At 61.0% G+C, this 14804-nt stretch carries 16 protein-coding genes and 1 pseudogene; 7 read left to right on the top strand and 10 right to left on the bottom strand.

What is annotated here, in order from left to right:
• Nucleotides 1-151: 151 nt before the first annotated feature.
• Genes QM716_RS17970 through QM716_RS17960 form a run of 3 tightly spaced genes read left to right on the top strand, consistent with a single transcriptional unit; the run spans nucleotide 152 to nucleotide 2480 of the window.
• Nucleotides 152-1123 carry a serine/threonine dehydratase gene (locus QM716_RS17970; protein ID WP_283305364.1) on the top strand — a complete coding sequence of 324 codons (972 nt, stop codon included), beginning with the start codon at nucleotides 152-154 and terminating at the stop codon, nucleotides 1121-1123.
• Nucleotides 1124-1180: 57 nt separating this feature from the next.
• A complete protein-coding gene (locus QM716_RS17965; protein WP_283305363.1) occupies nucleotides 1181-1597 on the top strand; it encodes a hypothetical protein in 417 nt (138 codons plus the stop codon).
• Nucleotides 1598-1643: 46 nt separating this feature from the next.
• A complete protein-coding gene (locus QM716_RS17960) occupies nucleotides 1644-2480 on the top strand; it encodes a DUF1206 domain-containing protein (RefSeq protein ID WP_283305362.1) in 837 nt (278 codons plus the stop codon).
• A gap of 20 nt (nucleotides 2481-2500) precedes the next feature.
• Here the strand turns inward: QM716_RS17960 and QM716_RS17955 are convergent, their stop codons facing one another.
• Nucleotides 2501-3808 (bottom strand): serine hydrolase domain-containing protein, encoded by a 1308-nt coding sequence (locus QM716_RS17955; RefSeq protein ID WP_283305361.1) that lies wholly within the window; start codon nucleotides 3806-3808, stop codon nucleotides 2501-2503.
• A gap of 59 nt (nucleotides 3809-3867) precedes the next feature.
• Here QM716_RS17955 and QM716_RS17950 point away from each other — a divergent pair, with 59 nt between their 5' ends.
• The gene (locus QM716_RS17950) at nucleotides 3868-4137 is read left to right on the top strand and encodes a hypothetical protein (RefSeq protein WP_283305360.1); all 270 of its coding nucleotides are present in this window, start codon (nucleotides 3868-3870) and stop codon (nucleotides 4135-4137) included.
• Between the two features lie 7 nt (nucleotides 4138-4144).
• On the opposite strand, the gene QM716_RS17945 is transcribed toward QM716_RS17950, so the two are convergent.
• The 5 genes from QM716_RS17945 to QM716_RS17925 form a co-directional block, all read right to left on the bottom strand.
• Entirely contained in the window at nucleotides 4145-4870 is a 726-nt protein-coding gene (locus tag QM716_RS17945) for a phosphotriesterase family protein (protein WP_283305491.1), read from the bottom strand.
• Nucleotides 4871-5309: 439 nt separating this feature from the next.
• Complete coding sequence (locus QM716_RS17940; RefSeq protein ID WP_283305359.1) at nucleotides 5310-5654, bottom strand: hypothetical protein; 345 nt, start codon at nucleotides 5652-5654, stop codon at nucleotides 5310-5312.
• A gap of 109 nt (nucleotides 5655-5763) precedes the next feature.
• Nucleotides 5764-6432, bottom strand: a complete 669-nt coding sequence (locus tag QM716_RS17935) for a FadR/GntR family transcriptional regulator (protein ID WP_283305358.1) — start codon at nucleotides 6430-6432, stop codon at nucleotides 5764-5766.
• 102 nt (nucleotides 6433-6534) lie between these two features.
• Nucleotides 6535-7743, bottom strand: coding sequence for an MFS transporter (locus QM716_RS17930; RefSeq protein WP_283305357.1), 1209 nt, complete (start codon nucleotides 7741-7743; stop codon nucleotides 6535-6537).
• A gap of 153 nt (nucleotides 7744-7896) precedes the next feature.
• Nucleotides 7897-8871, bottom strand: coding sequence for a helix-turn-helix transcriptional regulator (locus QM716_RS17925; protein WP_283305356.1), 975 nt, complete (start codon nucleotides 8869-8871; stop codon nucleotides 7897-7899).
• A gap of 101 nt (nucleotides 8872-8972) precedes the next feature.
• On the opposite strand from QM716_RS17925, the gene QM716_RS17920 reads away from it, so the two are divergent.
• A complete protein-coding gene (locus tag QM716_RS17920; protein ID WP_283305355.1) occupies nucleotides 8973-9440 on the top strand; it encodes a VOC family protein in 468 nt (155 codons plus the stop codon).
• Between the two features lie 88 nt (nucleotides 9441-9528).
• Here QM716_RS17920 and QM716_RS29400 read toward each other — a convergent pair whose 3' ends face one another.
• The 4 genes from QM716_RS29400 to QM716_RS29395 form a co-directional block, all read right to left on the bottom strand.
• Complete coding sequence (locus tag QM716_RS29400) at nucleotides 9529-9747, bottom strand: GNAT family N-acetyltransferase (RefSeq protein ID WP_502942074.1); 219 nt, start codon at nucleotides 9745-9747, stop codon at nucleotides 9529-9531.
• 855 nt (nucleotides 9748-10602) lie between these two features.
• Nucleotides 10603-11403, bottom strand: a complete 801-nt coding sequence (locus QM716_RS17915; protein WP_283305354.1) for an NmrA family NAD(P)-binding protein — start codon at nucleotides 11401-11403, stop codon at nucleotides 10603-10605.
• Between the two features lie 275 nt (nucleotides 11404-11678).
• Nucleotides 11679-12926 (bottom strand): zinc metallochaperone AztD, encoded by a 1248-nt coding sequence (gene aztD / locus QM716_RS17910; protein ID WP_283305353.1) that lies wholly within the window; start codon nucleotides 12924-12926, stop codon nucleotides 11679-11681.
• A 62-nt stretch (nucleotides 12927-12988) separates the two neighbouring features.
• On the bottom strand, nucleotides 12989-13150 hold the full coding sequence (locus QM716_RS29395) for a benzoate/H(+) symporter BenE family transporter (RefSeq protein ID WP_283305352.1): 162 nt from the start codon (nucleotides 13148-13150) through the stop codon (nucleotides 12989-12991).
• Here QM716_RS29395 and QM716_RS17900 point away from each other — a divergent pair.
• A pseudogene (locus QM716_RS17900) lies at nucleotides 13131-13562 on the top strand (GlcG/HbpS family heme-binding protein); the annotation flags it as partial. The gene QM716_RS29395 and the pseudogene QM716_RS17900 sit on opposite strands and share 20 nt — an antisense overlap.
• 293 nt (nucleotides 13563-13855) lie before the next feature.
• On the top strand, nucleotides 13856-14776 hold the full coding sequence (locus QM716_RS17895) for an alpha/beta hydrolase (protein WP_283305490.1): 921 nt from the start codon (nucleotides 13856-13858) through the stop codon (nucleotides 14774-14776).
• Nucleotides 14777-14804: the final 28 nt, after the last annotated feature.

Below are 14804 nucleotides of genomic sequence, written 5' to 3'. Positions count from 1 at the left end.
TGATGTCGTCGTTGTGCTTGTAGTAGTAAATTTATTCACCTGGAAGGCCGATGTCTCGGTCAGATGCAGGCAGTAATTGGTGAAAAACAGACATCTTGATGACGGTGGGCCGACTGCTTCGTGTCGATGTTGCGAACCGTAGGGTTGGTGCATGACTCTCACCGCCGACAACAACGCAGGTCCGCTGGCAATCGAGCGCTCGGACGTCGAAGCCGCACGGACTCGTATCGCAGGGTTGGCGCGGCGTACCCCGATCTTTCGAACTGCGCTGCCGACGGCACACGGTGAAGTGCCGGTTCTGTTCAAGCTCGAGTACCTCCAGCACGGCGGTTCTTTCAAAGTGCGCGGCAGTCTCAATGCAGTGGAACGAGCTGTAGCCAACGGCACCATGCCCGATGCCGGCGTGGTGATCGCGTCCGGCGGCAATGCTGCGATCGGGGCCGCGTGGGCGGCGCGGCGACGAGGGCTCACATGCACAGTGGTGGTGCCGGAGACCGCGCCCGATGCAAAGGTGAAGGCGCTCGGGGAGTTGGGCGCCACCGTTCACAAGGTAGGCGACCGCTACGCACTCGCTGCTGCCGCTGCAGCGGACATTGCACGCTTGAGCGGCGCGCTCGAACTGCACGCCTACGACCTGCCCGACATCGTCAGTGGGGCCGGCACCATCGCTCTCGAGATCGAAGACGAGGCGTCCGGACCGATCACGTATTGCATTGCAGTCGGCGGTGGTGGTTTGGTCTCTGGAATCGTCGCGGCGGCGCGTCCCGAAGATCAAGTGACAGCCGTCGAGCCGACCGGGGCTGCCACCTTGCACACCTCGCTCGATGCGGGTCGCCCGGTCGACATCGAAGTGAACAGCATCGCCGGGGACTCTTTGGGGGCCACACGCATTGGCGCCATCGCCTGGGAAACACTGCATGAGAGTTCGGTAAACAGTGTTGTGGTCGACGATGATTCGATCCGGCAGGCTCGGGCATTCCTGTGGCGGGAGTTCCGGATTCTGGTGGAGTTGGGAACCGCAGCAGCATTGGTTCCGGTTCTGAACGGAACGGTTACGCAGCCGTCCGGCGGTGAACTGTGCGTGGTGTTGTGCGGAGCCAATACACATCCGACCGACCTGTAATTCGGCGTATTTGTGTGCCTGTGTGTGAGAAAGTCGCAGGTGGGTACCTCTCGCAGTATGAGTACCAGCAGCATTATCTGGATAATTGTTGCCGTGGTCGTGGTGATAGCGATCGTGGCCGCACTCCTGTGGGTGGCGCGGAACAGACGTGACGAGCGTCGACACATCGAGGCAGAACAGATCCGCGAAGACGTCGCAGACAAGTCGCTGCAAGTCGGCGAGCGCGAGGCGCGGGCAGAAGAGACAGCAGCCAAGGCGCGCATGGTGAAAGCAGAGGCCGACGCCAAAGCGGCGGAAGCGTCTGCGCTGCAACACCATGCAGCGCAACACCGGAAAGAGGCGACGAGTTCTCGCGAGGAACTGAACCAGCAAAGAGATCATGCAGACACGATCGACCCCAAGGTCCCCAACCCCAAGGTCCCCAATCCGGAAGAACCGCGATCGACGCCGGATCAGAACCCTCGCAACCCTTGATGCACGCGTTCGAGGGTAGCGACGGTCCGTATATGGTTCGTCGATCATGATGAACAAAGAATCGTCACCGCAGGACCAGAAAAGCGTCGCGTCGACGGCGGCTGACGTCGCACAAAACAACGTCTTCGAGCGCTTTGCCCGGGCAGGTTTCATCGTCAGCGGTGTCGTTCACCTGCTGATCGGATATATCGCGATCCGCGTTGCTCTCGGTGGATCCGGGTCTGCGGACCAATCGGGTGCGATGGCCGAGTTGGCAGGAAAACCGGGGGGCGTCTTCGCTCTGTGGGTCGGCGTCGTCGCCTTCCTTGCCATGGCGTTGTGGAGATTGGCCGAAGCGGCGTTGGGAAGCTCGTCGTCGCCGTCCTCGGATGACAAGAAGAAGGAGTTCTTCGATCGCGCGAAAGCTCTGGGCATCTCGCTCGTCTATTTCGGTTTTGCGTTCACTGCATTCGGATTCGCGCGCGGTAGCGGTAAGTCGAGCAGTGGTCAGAGTGCGGGTATCACGGCACGTTTGATGGAGAACACGCTTGGGACTATCGCATTGGTGATCGGCGGAATCGCAATCATCGCCGTTGGTCTGTACCACGTGTACAAGGGCGCGAGCCAGAACTTCCTGGATGATCTCAAAGGCACCCCCAGCAACTTCGTGCGCCGACTCGGAACGGTCGGGTACGTCGCCAAGGGATTGGCCATCGCCGCGGTCGGCATTCTGGTTATTCTCGCGGTCAACAACTCCGAACCTGGCAAGGCCTCCGGCCTCGACGGAGCGTTCAAGACGCTTGGTGCGCAGCCGTACGGAGTCGCCCTGCTGATCCTTGCCGGATTGGGCATCATCACTTACGGGCTCTACTGCTTCGTGATGGCACGCTCGACGAAGATGTAGCGCCCGTAGGTAAGCGGGGTTTATCCGAATGACCCGGTGTGGAAGCCGGCATCGCTGCCCGACGAACTTCCGGTCGAGCTACCGAATATCGGTCGTCTCGGAACCAGATCATGCATCAGGTTCACTGCTACCGGATCGATCATCGCCGCGTTTCCACCGTTCGCCAGAATTGTGATCGACCAGCCACTGTCGGGAACCAACAGGGTGATGCAGTTGGATCCCGTGCTGTCACCGTTCTTCATGGCGAACCGTTGCGGGAAGTTCGGCGTCGGCGGTTGGAGTTGCCACGCCATGCCCATTCCGAAGGCCGGGTTTTCCGGGCCTTGGGTGGCGATCTGCTCGAGCAGCGAGGTCAGGACTGGTTTGAGCGGACTGTTTCCGTAGCCGAGAGTTGTTGCGGCCCAGATCGACATGTCCTCGGCGGTGCTGACCAGGCCACCTCCACCTGCGATCGCACCCGTGTTGTTCCACAGAGGCGCTCTTGCGCCGTCGAGGTAATACGGAACGGCCAGATCGGTTGCTTTGGTCTCGATCACGGTACCCATCATTCCGAGAGGGTCGGTGATTTCGCGGGCGACTGCCGCCGCGAAGGGCGGTTTTTCCTGTCCTGGAATGATCTTGTCTGCGATGAGTGTGCCGAGTAGGCCGAATCCGAAGTCCGAGTACAGCCAGTGGCCACCGGGGGAGAACTCCAGGGCGCGGGGGTCCTCGAGGCCTTCCCACAGCATGTCTCTGGTGTACTTCGCCTTCTCGTCCGTGCACGATTGTGTGGGATCGGCGCACCCTGCCGAAAGATTGGGCGGGTCGTCGCGGAGACCGGAACGGTGGGTGACCAGTTGGCGAAGCGTGATCTCCTCTCCGCCACTGCCTTTCGGTAGCGGGTTGCCATCCGAATACTTGCTCGCCAGGTCGTCCAATCCGACGTCTCCCCGAGCGATCAGTTTCGCCAGTAGCGCAGCGGTGAAGGTCTTGGTCTCCGAGGCGATCTCGAATTGCGTTCGTGGAGTGACTCTCACGCCGTTTTCGACGTCGGCTTGACCGTAGTGGTAGGTAGTGGTGACACTCGCCTCGCGGTTCTTCTCATCCGGTTTGACGATGGCGAAGGCAAGACCGGGAACTCCGCTGTTCAGCAGTGTCTCTGCGACGCGCTGTACCGCTTGGGCTTCTGCAGGATCGCCGACCCGCGAACCGGGATTGGGCGCTGTGGGGCCGGCGGCGCTGGCGGTCGACGAGGTCGCGAGGGTTATGACGGCGCTTGCCGCCAGCCCTGCAACGCTGATGAACTGTCGTCGTGACGTCCGAGCGGACCCTCGATCCTGGTTTCCCATTGTTTGCACATTACAACCAAAGTCGACTGATTTGACTGTTTTGTCGGAAATCGCAAGGTGTGGTCCTTAGGGGACAGCTTCGTGAGATCACGCCGCCGTTGACGTATATGACCTGGCCGTCGACCTACCGAACTGGGCCGGCGAGGAACGCGACCGCCAACGGACTCTTGCCCGCTGATACCAATCCCGAAGACCTTGCCGAGTTCATCGGTGTAGTCATCCAAGGCATGTTCCAGCGCGCCCGAGGCGGTGCAACACAGAGACAGCTGGAACTCGTAGCGAACAAGTCTTTCGACTCGTTGAACTTTTCGAAAGACCTCATCGGCTGAACAGACTTCAGTTGACGGTCAGGAGTCGAGCGGGATTGTTGTGCAGGAGAGAGTCGAGGTCGGTCGTACTGACGCCGTGGTCGAGAAGAATCTGAGTGAACGTGGTCCCGAGGTAGGTGTACCCGCGTTGGCCGTGTGTCTCGGGGTTCAGCGGTACCTGCGCTCCGATGAGGTCGTGAGACAGAACGATTTGGTCCTGGTAGCCCTCGCTGATCAGTGCGGCGAGCCACTGCGCACGGATGTTGTCCGAGCGAAAGAGTGCGCGCTTGCTGAATTCGCCGTTGGCAGTGGGGAGTTGCCTGGGTTGACGGGCGTCCCAAACTTGCTTTCCGATGGAATCGAATCCTATGCAGACTCCGCGGTCCAGAACGCGCCGCACGTAATCCAGGTCGGTGTGGTTGTCCATGTGGCCGATCACGACGCGTGAGAGGTCGACTCCTTCGTCGGCGAGAATCTCGATTTGTTCGAGAGCCATGGTGCCGTGCGTCGTGTGAGTCGCCAGTGCCAGTCCGGTCGCGATAGCCGCGCGGGCCGAAGCACGAAGCCCCTTTTCGTCGTGGTCGGTGATGGCGTCCTCGCTGGTGGGCTGTTCGCCGAGGATTCCGGCGCGGATTCCGGATCCCGCAATCCCGCTCTGCGCGTCCGCGATGAATCGAGCGGTGAGCTCGTCGATACCGGCATCGACAACCCATTGTGGGCTGAACTCGAGACGGTACGTTGCAGTGCCGGCGATGATGTTGAGGCCGGATTTTTCGGCGATCTGCCGCAGCAGTCGTACGTTGTCGCCGTAGGTATTGCGGCCGGCGTCTCCGTAGGGACTCAGGTCTACAACTGTGCCGAATCCCAGCGCTGGAAGGCCTTACAGCGCGGTGACTGCAGCATCGACTTGTAGTTGCTCCAACTCTTCGCGGTCGACCAGACGACCGCTCTGCCACGGTCCGCAAAGCACCATCAAAAGATGCTCGTGAAAGAGCACCTTCCCCAACGTCGACGGTGCGATCGATCCGGTCACAGTGCAGACGTCAGACATACCGCGAACCTACCGTGTTCGAACGGTGCCAATCGAATTGGTACCACGAGCGAACGTCAGGATCTGGACGACTCAACCAATGGATGTCGGAAGTTAGGGGCCGAACTATATACTGCCCCAATCTGATTCGTGATCGACGGTGTCACTTCTCGGTTCGTCGGAGGAAAGGGTGAGGCCAGACGCCGAGTGCAAGGACGGCGAGGATCGTCTGGACGAGTCCGGTGGTGAAGAAGATGCCTTGCAGTGGCGACCAGGCGAGGATCATGGCTATCTCGACGAAGATCCAGATCATCATGGTCAGGCCGGCGGCGGCGTGCAGGCCCCACGCCAGACGGAACCTGTTGTGCTGGGCTAAGAGTGCGGTGGCCTGGACGCCGCCCACGACTGCGCCGAGGACGATGCCGGGCCAGAAGCAGGAAGGAAAGACGGTTCCTTCGATCCACTCCGGAGGCAGGCCCATTCCACCGCCGATGGTCGGGCCCGCCATCCCGATGAGCCGCGGAGATCAGGTTGAGTCACGCGATGGCGGACAGGCCGATCCGGAGTTCACGTGGAGGGAGCGGTGTGGACGTCATGTCTGACAACGATAGAGAGGCTCAGTCGAGCCCGTCCATGTTCCTGCGTGTTGCCGCGCTGGCAGCGTCGGCATCACCCGCGACGATGGCTTCCACCAGATCTCTGTGCGCAGCGGCTTCGTCGTCGAGGGATTCGGGGTTTCGGGCAGTGACGTCGGTGATCACGTCCAGGGCCGAGTTTCGTAGGGTCTCGATGAACGAATCGAACACCATTGACAACACGCTGTTGTGTGCTGCATTCACCACGGCGCGATGCAGTTCCATGTCAGCATCAACGAATTCTATTGGTGTCGAGGCAGTTTCGCGGCTATCGAGCGCCGCCCGTAGTGTATCGATATCGGCGGAGGTCCGACGCATGGCAGCCAGGCGGCCCGCTTCCACTTCCAGAAGTCTGCGTACTTCGTAGACTTCGCGGCGGTCCGAGCGTTTGAGCTCTCGCTCGAGTTCTGTGACCGGTGTCGAGGACATGACGTAGGTGCCGGATCCTTGATGAGAGTAGAGCTGTCCCGACGCAATCAGTGCACGCACGGCTTCCCGGCCGGTCGAACGCCCGACTCCGAGGAGTGTGCTCAGATCCTGCTCGTTCGGGATTTTCGTCCCGACCGGCCACTCGCCATCGCCGATGAGGCGAGCCAGTTCGTCCGCGGCTTTCTGTACCAGCGACTGCTGCTTGACCTGGCGCACTGCCATGTGTCTGCTCCTGACTGACTCGGTGAACCGCAGTGGAGCGGCTCACCGAGTGATACTTCATGTCCTCCGATGAATCTTCAGACTACGGTGCCGTCTGTCGGCTTATCGAAGGGCGATGACGTCCAGTTCGCGCTCCGTCTCGTCCTCCGGGTCGAGGCGTCGATCGCGCAAGGTGAATGCGATGACGGCGCCGGCGAACAGCACTGCAGTTGTCGCCCCGATCGCCATGCGCGGTCCGAAGTGATCTGCCAGGTAGCCGAACAGCGGAGATGCGATGCCTCCCACAGACATCGCGAGTCCGAGTGTCACTCCACTTGCTGTGCCGGGGCGGTTCGGTAGGTAGTCCTGCGCCAACGTCACCTGTGGCGCGAAGGGCAGGAACATAGCGAATCCGAGACAGACGATTCCCAGTTCGGCAATCGCCACGTTCGGGGCAGCGGCGAGCAGTGCCAGTGAAGGTACCGCAAGCAGGTAGCCGAGTCGGATGGATGCGCGTCGACCACGACGGTCCGCGAGGACTCCACCCAGCAGCGTTCCGGCCGCTCCTGCCAATGTGAAGGAGGACAACACGATTGCAGCACTCGAGGACGATCCGTTCAGTCCGTTGAGCACGTACGGTGAGACCAACGACAGTGTGGTCACGTACGGAATTGACCAACAGACCGTTACCAGCACGAGTCGGGTGAACGAGCGCCAATCGTCTGACACGGGACCGTTCGCTGCGAGTTGCGCACTCAGTGACTGGGCTGATTCGACGTCCGCGCCTGTGTTGGCCGATCGTGATCGGGCGACCATCCACCAAATCGCCGCCACCACTGCAGGGACTGCGAGCAGATAGCCGCCGGACAATCCGAGTGAGCCAACCACGAGCGTGACAAACGGCGGCGCCAGCGAGGCGCCCAACGTGCCACCCACGGAGAACACGCTCATGGCTTTCTGTGCGTGACCTCCAGCCGCGCGTGCCAAATTCGTAGCGGGCGGATGGTATGCGGCAATGCCGATGCCTGCCACGGCAATTGCCAGCCAAGTGACGATGTAGGTGGTGCTCATCGCTGCCACGACAATGCCCGCGGCGGCCGTCACAAAACCTGTGGGTACCAGCCAATTCCGACTCTTTCGATCGACCAGCATGCCGAATGCGGGTTGAACGACACTGGATAGTCCGGTCGCGGCGAGCGTGATTCCGGCGACTGCGGAGTAGGAATATCCGCGTTCCAGCATCATGAACGGCAACAGTGCAGGCACAGCCCCCTGGTACAGATCGTTCACGACGTGTGTGCCGGTGAGAAATGCAACTTGCCCCTTCTTCATCTACTTGGGCATCCCTTCGTTCAGGTCTTCAAGTCCTCAGGTCCTCTGAGGACTTGAAAGCTATCACGAACTCTCCGGCGCACGGTTGCGTTGGAGAGCTGGATCTCACTGCCTCATACCTCGACGCCTAACGACGAGGCTAGGGACCACTGACTAACTCGCAGCAGTCGCGGCATTGCGGGCGGCGAGTTGCGCGAAAGCGCGGGTCAGTTCTGCCGGGCCGACGACATCGATGTCGGTGTCGAATCGGTTGAAGGAGGCTGCCAGTGCTATCCAGGACCATGATCCGGCTTCGAGGCTGCACTGCTCGGGGCCAAGATCTTCGACGGCGCCGTCCTCGACAAAGGGAAGAACATAACTGGCTGGTCGATTGAGAATGACCTTGCCGTGGCACGGCCACCTGTTGACATGTTCCGATCCCTTGAATCGCGCGGACACGTATTCGCTTACGTCACCGCCGGGGATCTCCTTCGGTGCGAACCGTGGGCCGTTCGGGGCGCGTGGAGTGATGCGATCGGCGCGGAAAATTCGCCAGTCGCCTCGCTCGAGATCCCACGCGACGAGGTACCAGCGACGCTTGGAAGTCACCAGATGATGTGGCTCCACCCGCCGTGGGGGCGCTGCCTCGCCGTTGTCAGTTGAGCTGCCGCTCGAGTAATCGAAGCGGAGCACCTCGCGAGCGCGAACCGCTGCGGAAATTGCTACGAGCACCTCTGGGGACACGGAGCCTGCGTCGCCGGAACCGGCCGAAATCGTGGTGAACGTGAGTGAGTCGAGGCGATGACGCAGACGCGACGGCATCACTTGCCGCACAGTGGTCAACGCTCGCACTGCGTCCTCTTCGATACCGACGCCGGTCAGGGTCGCCGCCTGCAGCGCAACTGCCAGTGCGATGACCTGATCGTCGTCGAACAGCAGGGGAGGTAGCTCGCTGCCGGCGTCGAGTCGGTACCCGCCGTCGGGGCCCATAGTCGCCGCAATGCTGTAACCCATCTCCCGGAGCCGGTCGATGTCGCGGCGGACCGTGCGGTGGCTGATGTCGAGTCGCTCGGCGAGTAGGGCGCCTGGCCAGTCGCGCCGGGTCTGCAGGAGAGACAGCAGATTCAAGAGCCGAGTGGTGGTCGCCATGTCGTGAGACTACGACGAGTCTAGGACGAAAACAGTCCTATATGGCTGTGAGAGTGGACGTAGTCCGGGAAACTCGGGCGGCATTCTTACCAGGAGCAGACATGAGCATCAAGACAACGACCCATCTCAACTTCCGCGGAGACGCCCGCGCGGCTCTGGAGTTCTACCAGTCCGTCTTCGGTGGCCAGGTCACGATTGCAACCTACGGCGACTTCGGGATGCCCAAGGATGTGCCCGGCGCTGAGAACGTCGTGTTCGGCAAGGTCGACACCGCGGACGGCTTCCGCGTGATGGCGTACGACATCCCAGGACAGTCGGGAGGCTCGGCCGGCAACGCAGGCTCGACGCACCGTGAGAACGGCACGACGATCACCGACCAACCGTTCTTCGTCTCCGTTCGAGGTGAAACCCTCGAAGAGGTGCAGGGTTACTGGGCCAAACTCACTGCCGGTGCATCCGTCATCGAGGGGCTTGCCGCCGCGGAGTGGAGCCCAGGTTTCGGCATGCTCACCGACGCGTTCGGGGTGACCTGGATCCTCGACGTCGCCGCCGGCGAAAACCCGGCCTAGCTACTCCCCGTGCTGCGGCGCGCGTGCGGTGTCACCGCGTCGCAGCACCTTCGTCATGGCGGCGTCGAGTTCTGTGTAGCCGAGGCAGTCAAAGTTCTTTTGTCGTGAACAGTAAGTCCCCGTGGATTGCGTCAGGCTCCACACGGTCGGGCTCTACGAATTCGAGTTTTGCCAGCACCTGGCGAGAAGCACCGTTCCAGTCACGGACTGTGGCCCACAGACGGCGATAGCCTGATGCCTGCGCCCACTGGATTACCGCCCATGAGGCCTCAGTCGCATATCCCTGACGCCATGTCCTGCGGAGCAATTCGAATGCCAGTCAGGCTCTCCGTCAGGTCCGTGCTCAGGCTCGATCAGGCCGCAGTAGCCGATGACCTCATGGGATCCTTTACATTCCACCGCCAATAGACCGAATTGATGTGAGCGACTGCGAATCTGGTCCTCGATGTCTGCGACGGTGGGTCGACCATCGGAATCGATCCGACGATGCGGTGGGACACGAGGTCGATCGGTCTCTAGCGAAATCTTCCGTTCGGACTGTGAAAGGGCGTCCATGGCACGGACTTTATAGGTGCGGATCACCTGCGAGCCACTACGTACCAAATCGCGATGATCAACAAGGTTGCGGCCGAGAAGTATGCGAGGAAACCTCCCATATCGAGCCAGGTGCGCTCCCCGAACGGGCCCGGCTGTATCAGTGACGTCTCGACTGCGCGACTGCCTCGCCGTGAAAGGTGGATCCACCACACCACAGAGTTGCCAAGGCCCCATGCCAGCAGTAGCCATCGGAGCGCCCTATCGGCCTTGCCGGTAGAGGGATGGTCATGGCTGCTTTGGCGCATGATTGATTGTCTACCCTCCGGTAGGAAAACCACGCGTTTTCGGCTATTGCAGATTCGCCGGTCGACATCGTGGACCTCGACCGTCACGGACCGAGGTCCAACCCCGGACACGACGAAGCCGCCGGCACCGAAAGGTGTCCAGCGGCTCCAGCGCGTCGGTGCCCGTCTTGCGCCTCTCGGCAAGTGGCCGCTCGAAGCGGCATTTCTTTCGGTAGTACCCGGGGCAAAGAATCGAACACCGACACTCTCTACAACGAACCTCTACAGAGGGCTATTCCACGCTTACTCGTGTTGCGGTCAGTCGTGGTCCTGCTCATCGCTCAGCTCTGGCAGAGCTGGGTGACAACGGCTTCGATTGGCTGAGGCGCGCGTCGTAGCAGGGTTGCCAGGTCATCGGACTCTTCGCTGAAGATCCCTTTGCGAATCAGCGGAAAGAGCACAGCAAAGGGTCCGGTTTCGAGATCGCCTACCTCGCGGTGCTCGATCGTCCTACCGAGTTCGGCCGAGACCGATTCGGCGAGTTGATCGAAAGTCCAGGCAGGGCCTCGAAGCTCCCACAACTGCTTGGCAGGCCGGGTTGTCAGTGCGATGACCGCCGCTTCGGCGAGATCGGCAATGGATGAGGTGACCAGAGTGCTTCCCGCGCCGGCGGAAACGATGGGGCCTGATTTCATGTCATGAATTGCCTTGGCAGCAAATGCATCCGAGTAGAGCGCATTGCGGAGGACAGTGTGGCTCACACCGATCTCTTGCAGCTCGATTTCCGTAGTGTGATGACCGGAATCGTGCTGCGCTCCCATCGCACTTGTGTACACGATGTGCTCGACGCCTGCCGAGACTGCCTCCTGCACAACAGCTTTGTGTTGGTCGATTCTGACATTCGGATCGAGCGCCGGACTTGATACGAACAGCAGTCCGTCGATGCCACTGAACGCGGTCCGCAAACTCGCGCGATCCGTGTAGTCGCCAACTCGCGTATTGATCCCCTGACGGCCGAGTGCATCGGCTCGGGTAGTACTTCGGACCAATGCGTGGGTGTTCGATCCGGTATGTGCCTGCAGGATGCGCAGCGCAGCGCCGCCCAGGTTTCCGGTGGCTCCGGTGACGAGAAAGTTTCTCATGTACGTACTCCAAAGGTGGATTCTGGTGAGTGGTCAGATAGGGACTCGGCTGTCGCGAATCCCCATGAAGGCACACAGAATCGCCATCCCAGGGCGGAGTAACAAGCTACTGTTGCGGATGGTGGTCAGGACGTGCGGCAAGAATGCATTGAAGCGACTCTAGCAGGACTAACGGACCGTACAGTCTACCTGCGCATCGAGATTGCCTGGTCAGAGGCACGAGGACGGCTCAGGCCCCCATCTCGGTGAGATGGGGGCCGACGTGAGGGTTGGAATCAGCCGGTGACGCCGGTCAATTCGTTCGGGGTGTGATCGAGGGTGGTCTCGGTCAGGATGCTGCCGCCCTCGAGGTCGACTGCGATCAGCTTCTTCGACGCAGGGTCGGTGACGTAGGCGGTGTGGTCTTCTACGAAGAGTGCCGGCCTGGACTCTTGCCACTTGGTTGGCTCGGTCCATGCGTCGATGACGGAAATCTTCTTGGTGACGACGCCGGTGTTCGGGTCGATGACGTGGATGGCTCCGTCGGTGCCGAGCACCAGGGCCTCACCATGCGGACCGCGTCCGAGTGAGCGGAAGGTGTAGCTGGTGCCGAGGTCGACGAGCTTGAGTTCCGACGTTGTCGTATTGGTCAGGGAGACCCGTTGCGGGCGTTCGAGTTCGGCGTCCGGGTCGGTTTTGTAGTCACCCAGAACGACGTCCGAGTCCTCCGAGCCGGCCTGGTTGCCGATGCGGCCGTACGCATCGGGGCTCTGTACCTTGGTGATCGCTCCGTTCTTGTACACGAGCAAACCGTCCTGGCAGCCCAGCACGATGGCTTCACCTGCGGCTACTGCTTCGCCGTGGACACCCGGGCACTGTTCGTTGCGCAGGATTTCCTTGCGGTCGGCATCGAGGATGGCAATGCCGTCGCGGGACTCCGAATTTCCGGTTGTCGTCAACAGGCTTCCGTTGGCAAGTGCGACGGCAACGCCGTGGTGGGGTTCCGGGGTGGTGTACGTCTCGACGCGAGGTTGGCGTTTTGCCAACTGAATCGGGTCGAAGATCTCGACCAGTCCCGAGCCGTCGTTGAAGAGAACTGTCTTTCCGGCATGGCGCACGACGTGTCCGGGTTCGTTGGCTGCGAACTCGACCTCGGATATCGCGGGATCGGCTGTGTAGTAATGAGAATGGTCACCGTGGGCCGAGGACCACGTGCCGGTGTCGAGAACCTTGAACGCTTCGCCGGCAGAGATCATGACGTGGCGACCGTCGCCGGCCGGATTGAGTCGGGTGAAGCCGTCGATCTCGGTCTCACCGACCACGTCGAGAGAGGTGGCATCCAGCACCAGGACGCCGCCGTCGTACGACACTGCGAGACGTGGTGTTGCCGAGGCCTGTTCGGTGGGTGCGGCCGACGTCGTGGTCGTGGTTTCGGACTGGGCGGAGTCCTTGTTGTCGGACGAGCAGCCCGTAACGAGGGCGAGTGAGAGGCCTACTGACGTGGCAAGCGTGAGGCGCCGCGACATTCGGGTGTTGAGATGCATGGGTATAGATTTACCGCTTAATGTAAATGATTGTCAAAGTCGGGTATGCGAATGTTCGCATGTCAGGGGTAGTCGCCACGCTCGAACATGCGCGAGGCGATGACCCCGAACACGAGCCCCCAGAAAGCGGCTCCGATATTGAGTAGTTCGATGTCGGAGATCGTCACGAGGAACGCGATCAACGCGCAGTAGCCTGCTGCGAGCGGAGATTCGGCGGTTGTCACTCAGAATCGACTCAGCGCCGACGCAGCAGTGACGGCTGCCGGTGCAGCGCTGGCAAAATGCCGCGCCGACGGTCTCGGATTCGTCACCGTCTCCGTCGTCGACCGTTCGGGAAATGTCATCGCCATGGTGCGCGGCGACAACGCGGCCCAGCACACGGTTGAGGCCTCACGCGAGAAGGCATACACCTCTGCAGCTTTCGGAGCCGACACCAGTGACCTCTCGCAGCGTACCAAAGGTGAAGGATCGACCATCGCCGACCTTCCCGGCACTCTCTTCCTTGCAGGTGGAGTCACATTGAAGGCTGGGGCCGGGTCGATCGCCGGTATCGGTGTCGGTGGCGCTCCAGACGGAATGCAGGACCAAGCTTGTGCTGCTGCTGGGCGAGACGCGATCGCTTCGTCGCTCGGCTGAGTGAGCGCAGACAGCGTGCTTCGTGAATTGTGCTTTTCGCCACCTGGATTCGCTCGGCATGACAGTTGTCCGTTTGCTGCGATGACCTCGACTTTGTAACACCGGGGACCCTACAAAGGGACAAACACGTCGACAGTGGAACCGACAATGCACTTACCGGAGCAGTTTCTTCATGCGCAGTTTCGGGGAAAGACACAACCTTGCAGAGAATCAAATTCACGTTGCCCGAACGCAATACACGGAGTGTGCGGGTGCTCGTAGCGGCGTTGTTGTCGATACTCCTTCTCGGCGGTATGTTCGGTCCAACTGCGGCGACTGCGGCCCCGGCCCGTGGCGTTACTCCGGCTCACTCGGCGCCATGGGGTGGCTACGACGAGTTGTGGGTCCCGTCTTCGATGGGAAACATCAAGGTTCAGGTGCAGTGGGCCGCGAGGGGCGGCAACGCCGCGTTGTACTTGCTCGACGGTCTTCGCGCGCAAAATGACAGGAATGCTTGGAGTTTCGAAACGAACGCACTCGATCAGTACCGCAACGACAACATCACTTTGGTGATGCCGGTGGGTGGAGAGTCGAGTTTCTACACGGACTGGTACGCGCCGTCGAACTTCAATGCCCAGCCGATAACGTACAGGTGGGAAACGTTTCTCACTCGTGAGTTGCCAGACTTTCTTGCAGGGTACGGTGTTTCGCCTACCAACAACGCGATCATCGGGTTGTCGATGGGTGGTAGCGCGGCATTGAACCTGGCTGGGCACCATCGTGACCAGTTCAAGTTCGCAGGCTCGCTCTCCGGGTACATCAACATCTCGGGGCCGGGCATGCGTGAAGCGATCAGGGTAGCGATGTTCGATGCCGGGCGGTACAACGTCGACTCGATGTGGGGCCCGCCGTGGTCGTCAGGTTGGCTTCGCAACGACCCATTTGTCAACGCGGAATCGCTTCGCGGACTGTCGATGTACATTTCGTCGTCCAATGGCATCCCGGGACCGTACGACCATCCGTCTGCGCCGATCGAGTACTTCCACACGGCGACGGGTATGGGACTCGAGGCGCTCTCGTGGGTTCATGCGCGTGCATTCGAGATTCGTCTGAAATCCTTGGGAATCCCAGCGACGTACAGCTTTCCGCCCGCCGGAATTCACTCGTGGCCGTACTGGTCTGCTGAATTGTGGATGGCCAGAGGGCAAATCCTCGACACTATGAACGCCTGGTGAAGGCGTTGTGAGGAGCTCTCCGGACTTG

Origin of the sequence: Rhodococcus sp. IEGM 1409 (assembly GCF_030056735.1) — a bacterium.
Lineage (GTDB): Bacteria > Actinomycetota > Actinomycetes > Mycobacteriales > Mycobacteriaceae > Rhodococcus_F.
This window is presented reverse-complemented; position numbering and strand designations above follow the sequence as displayed.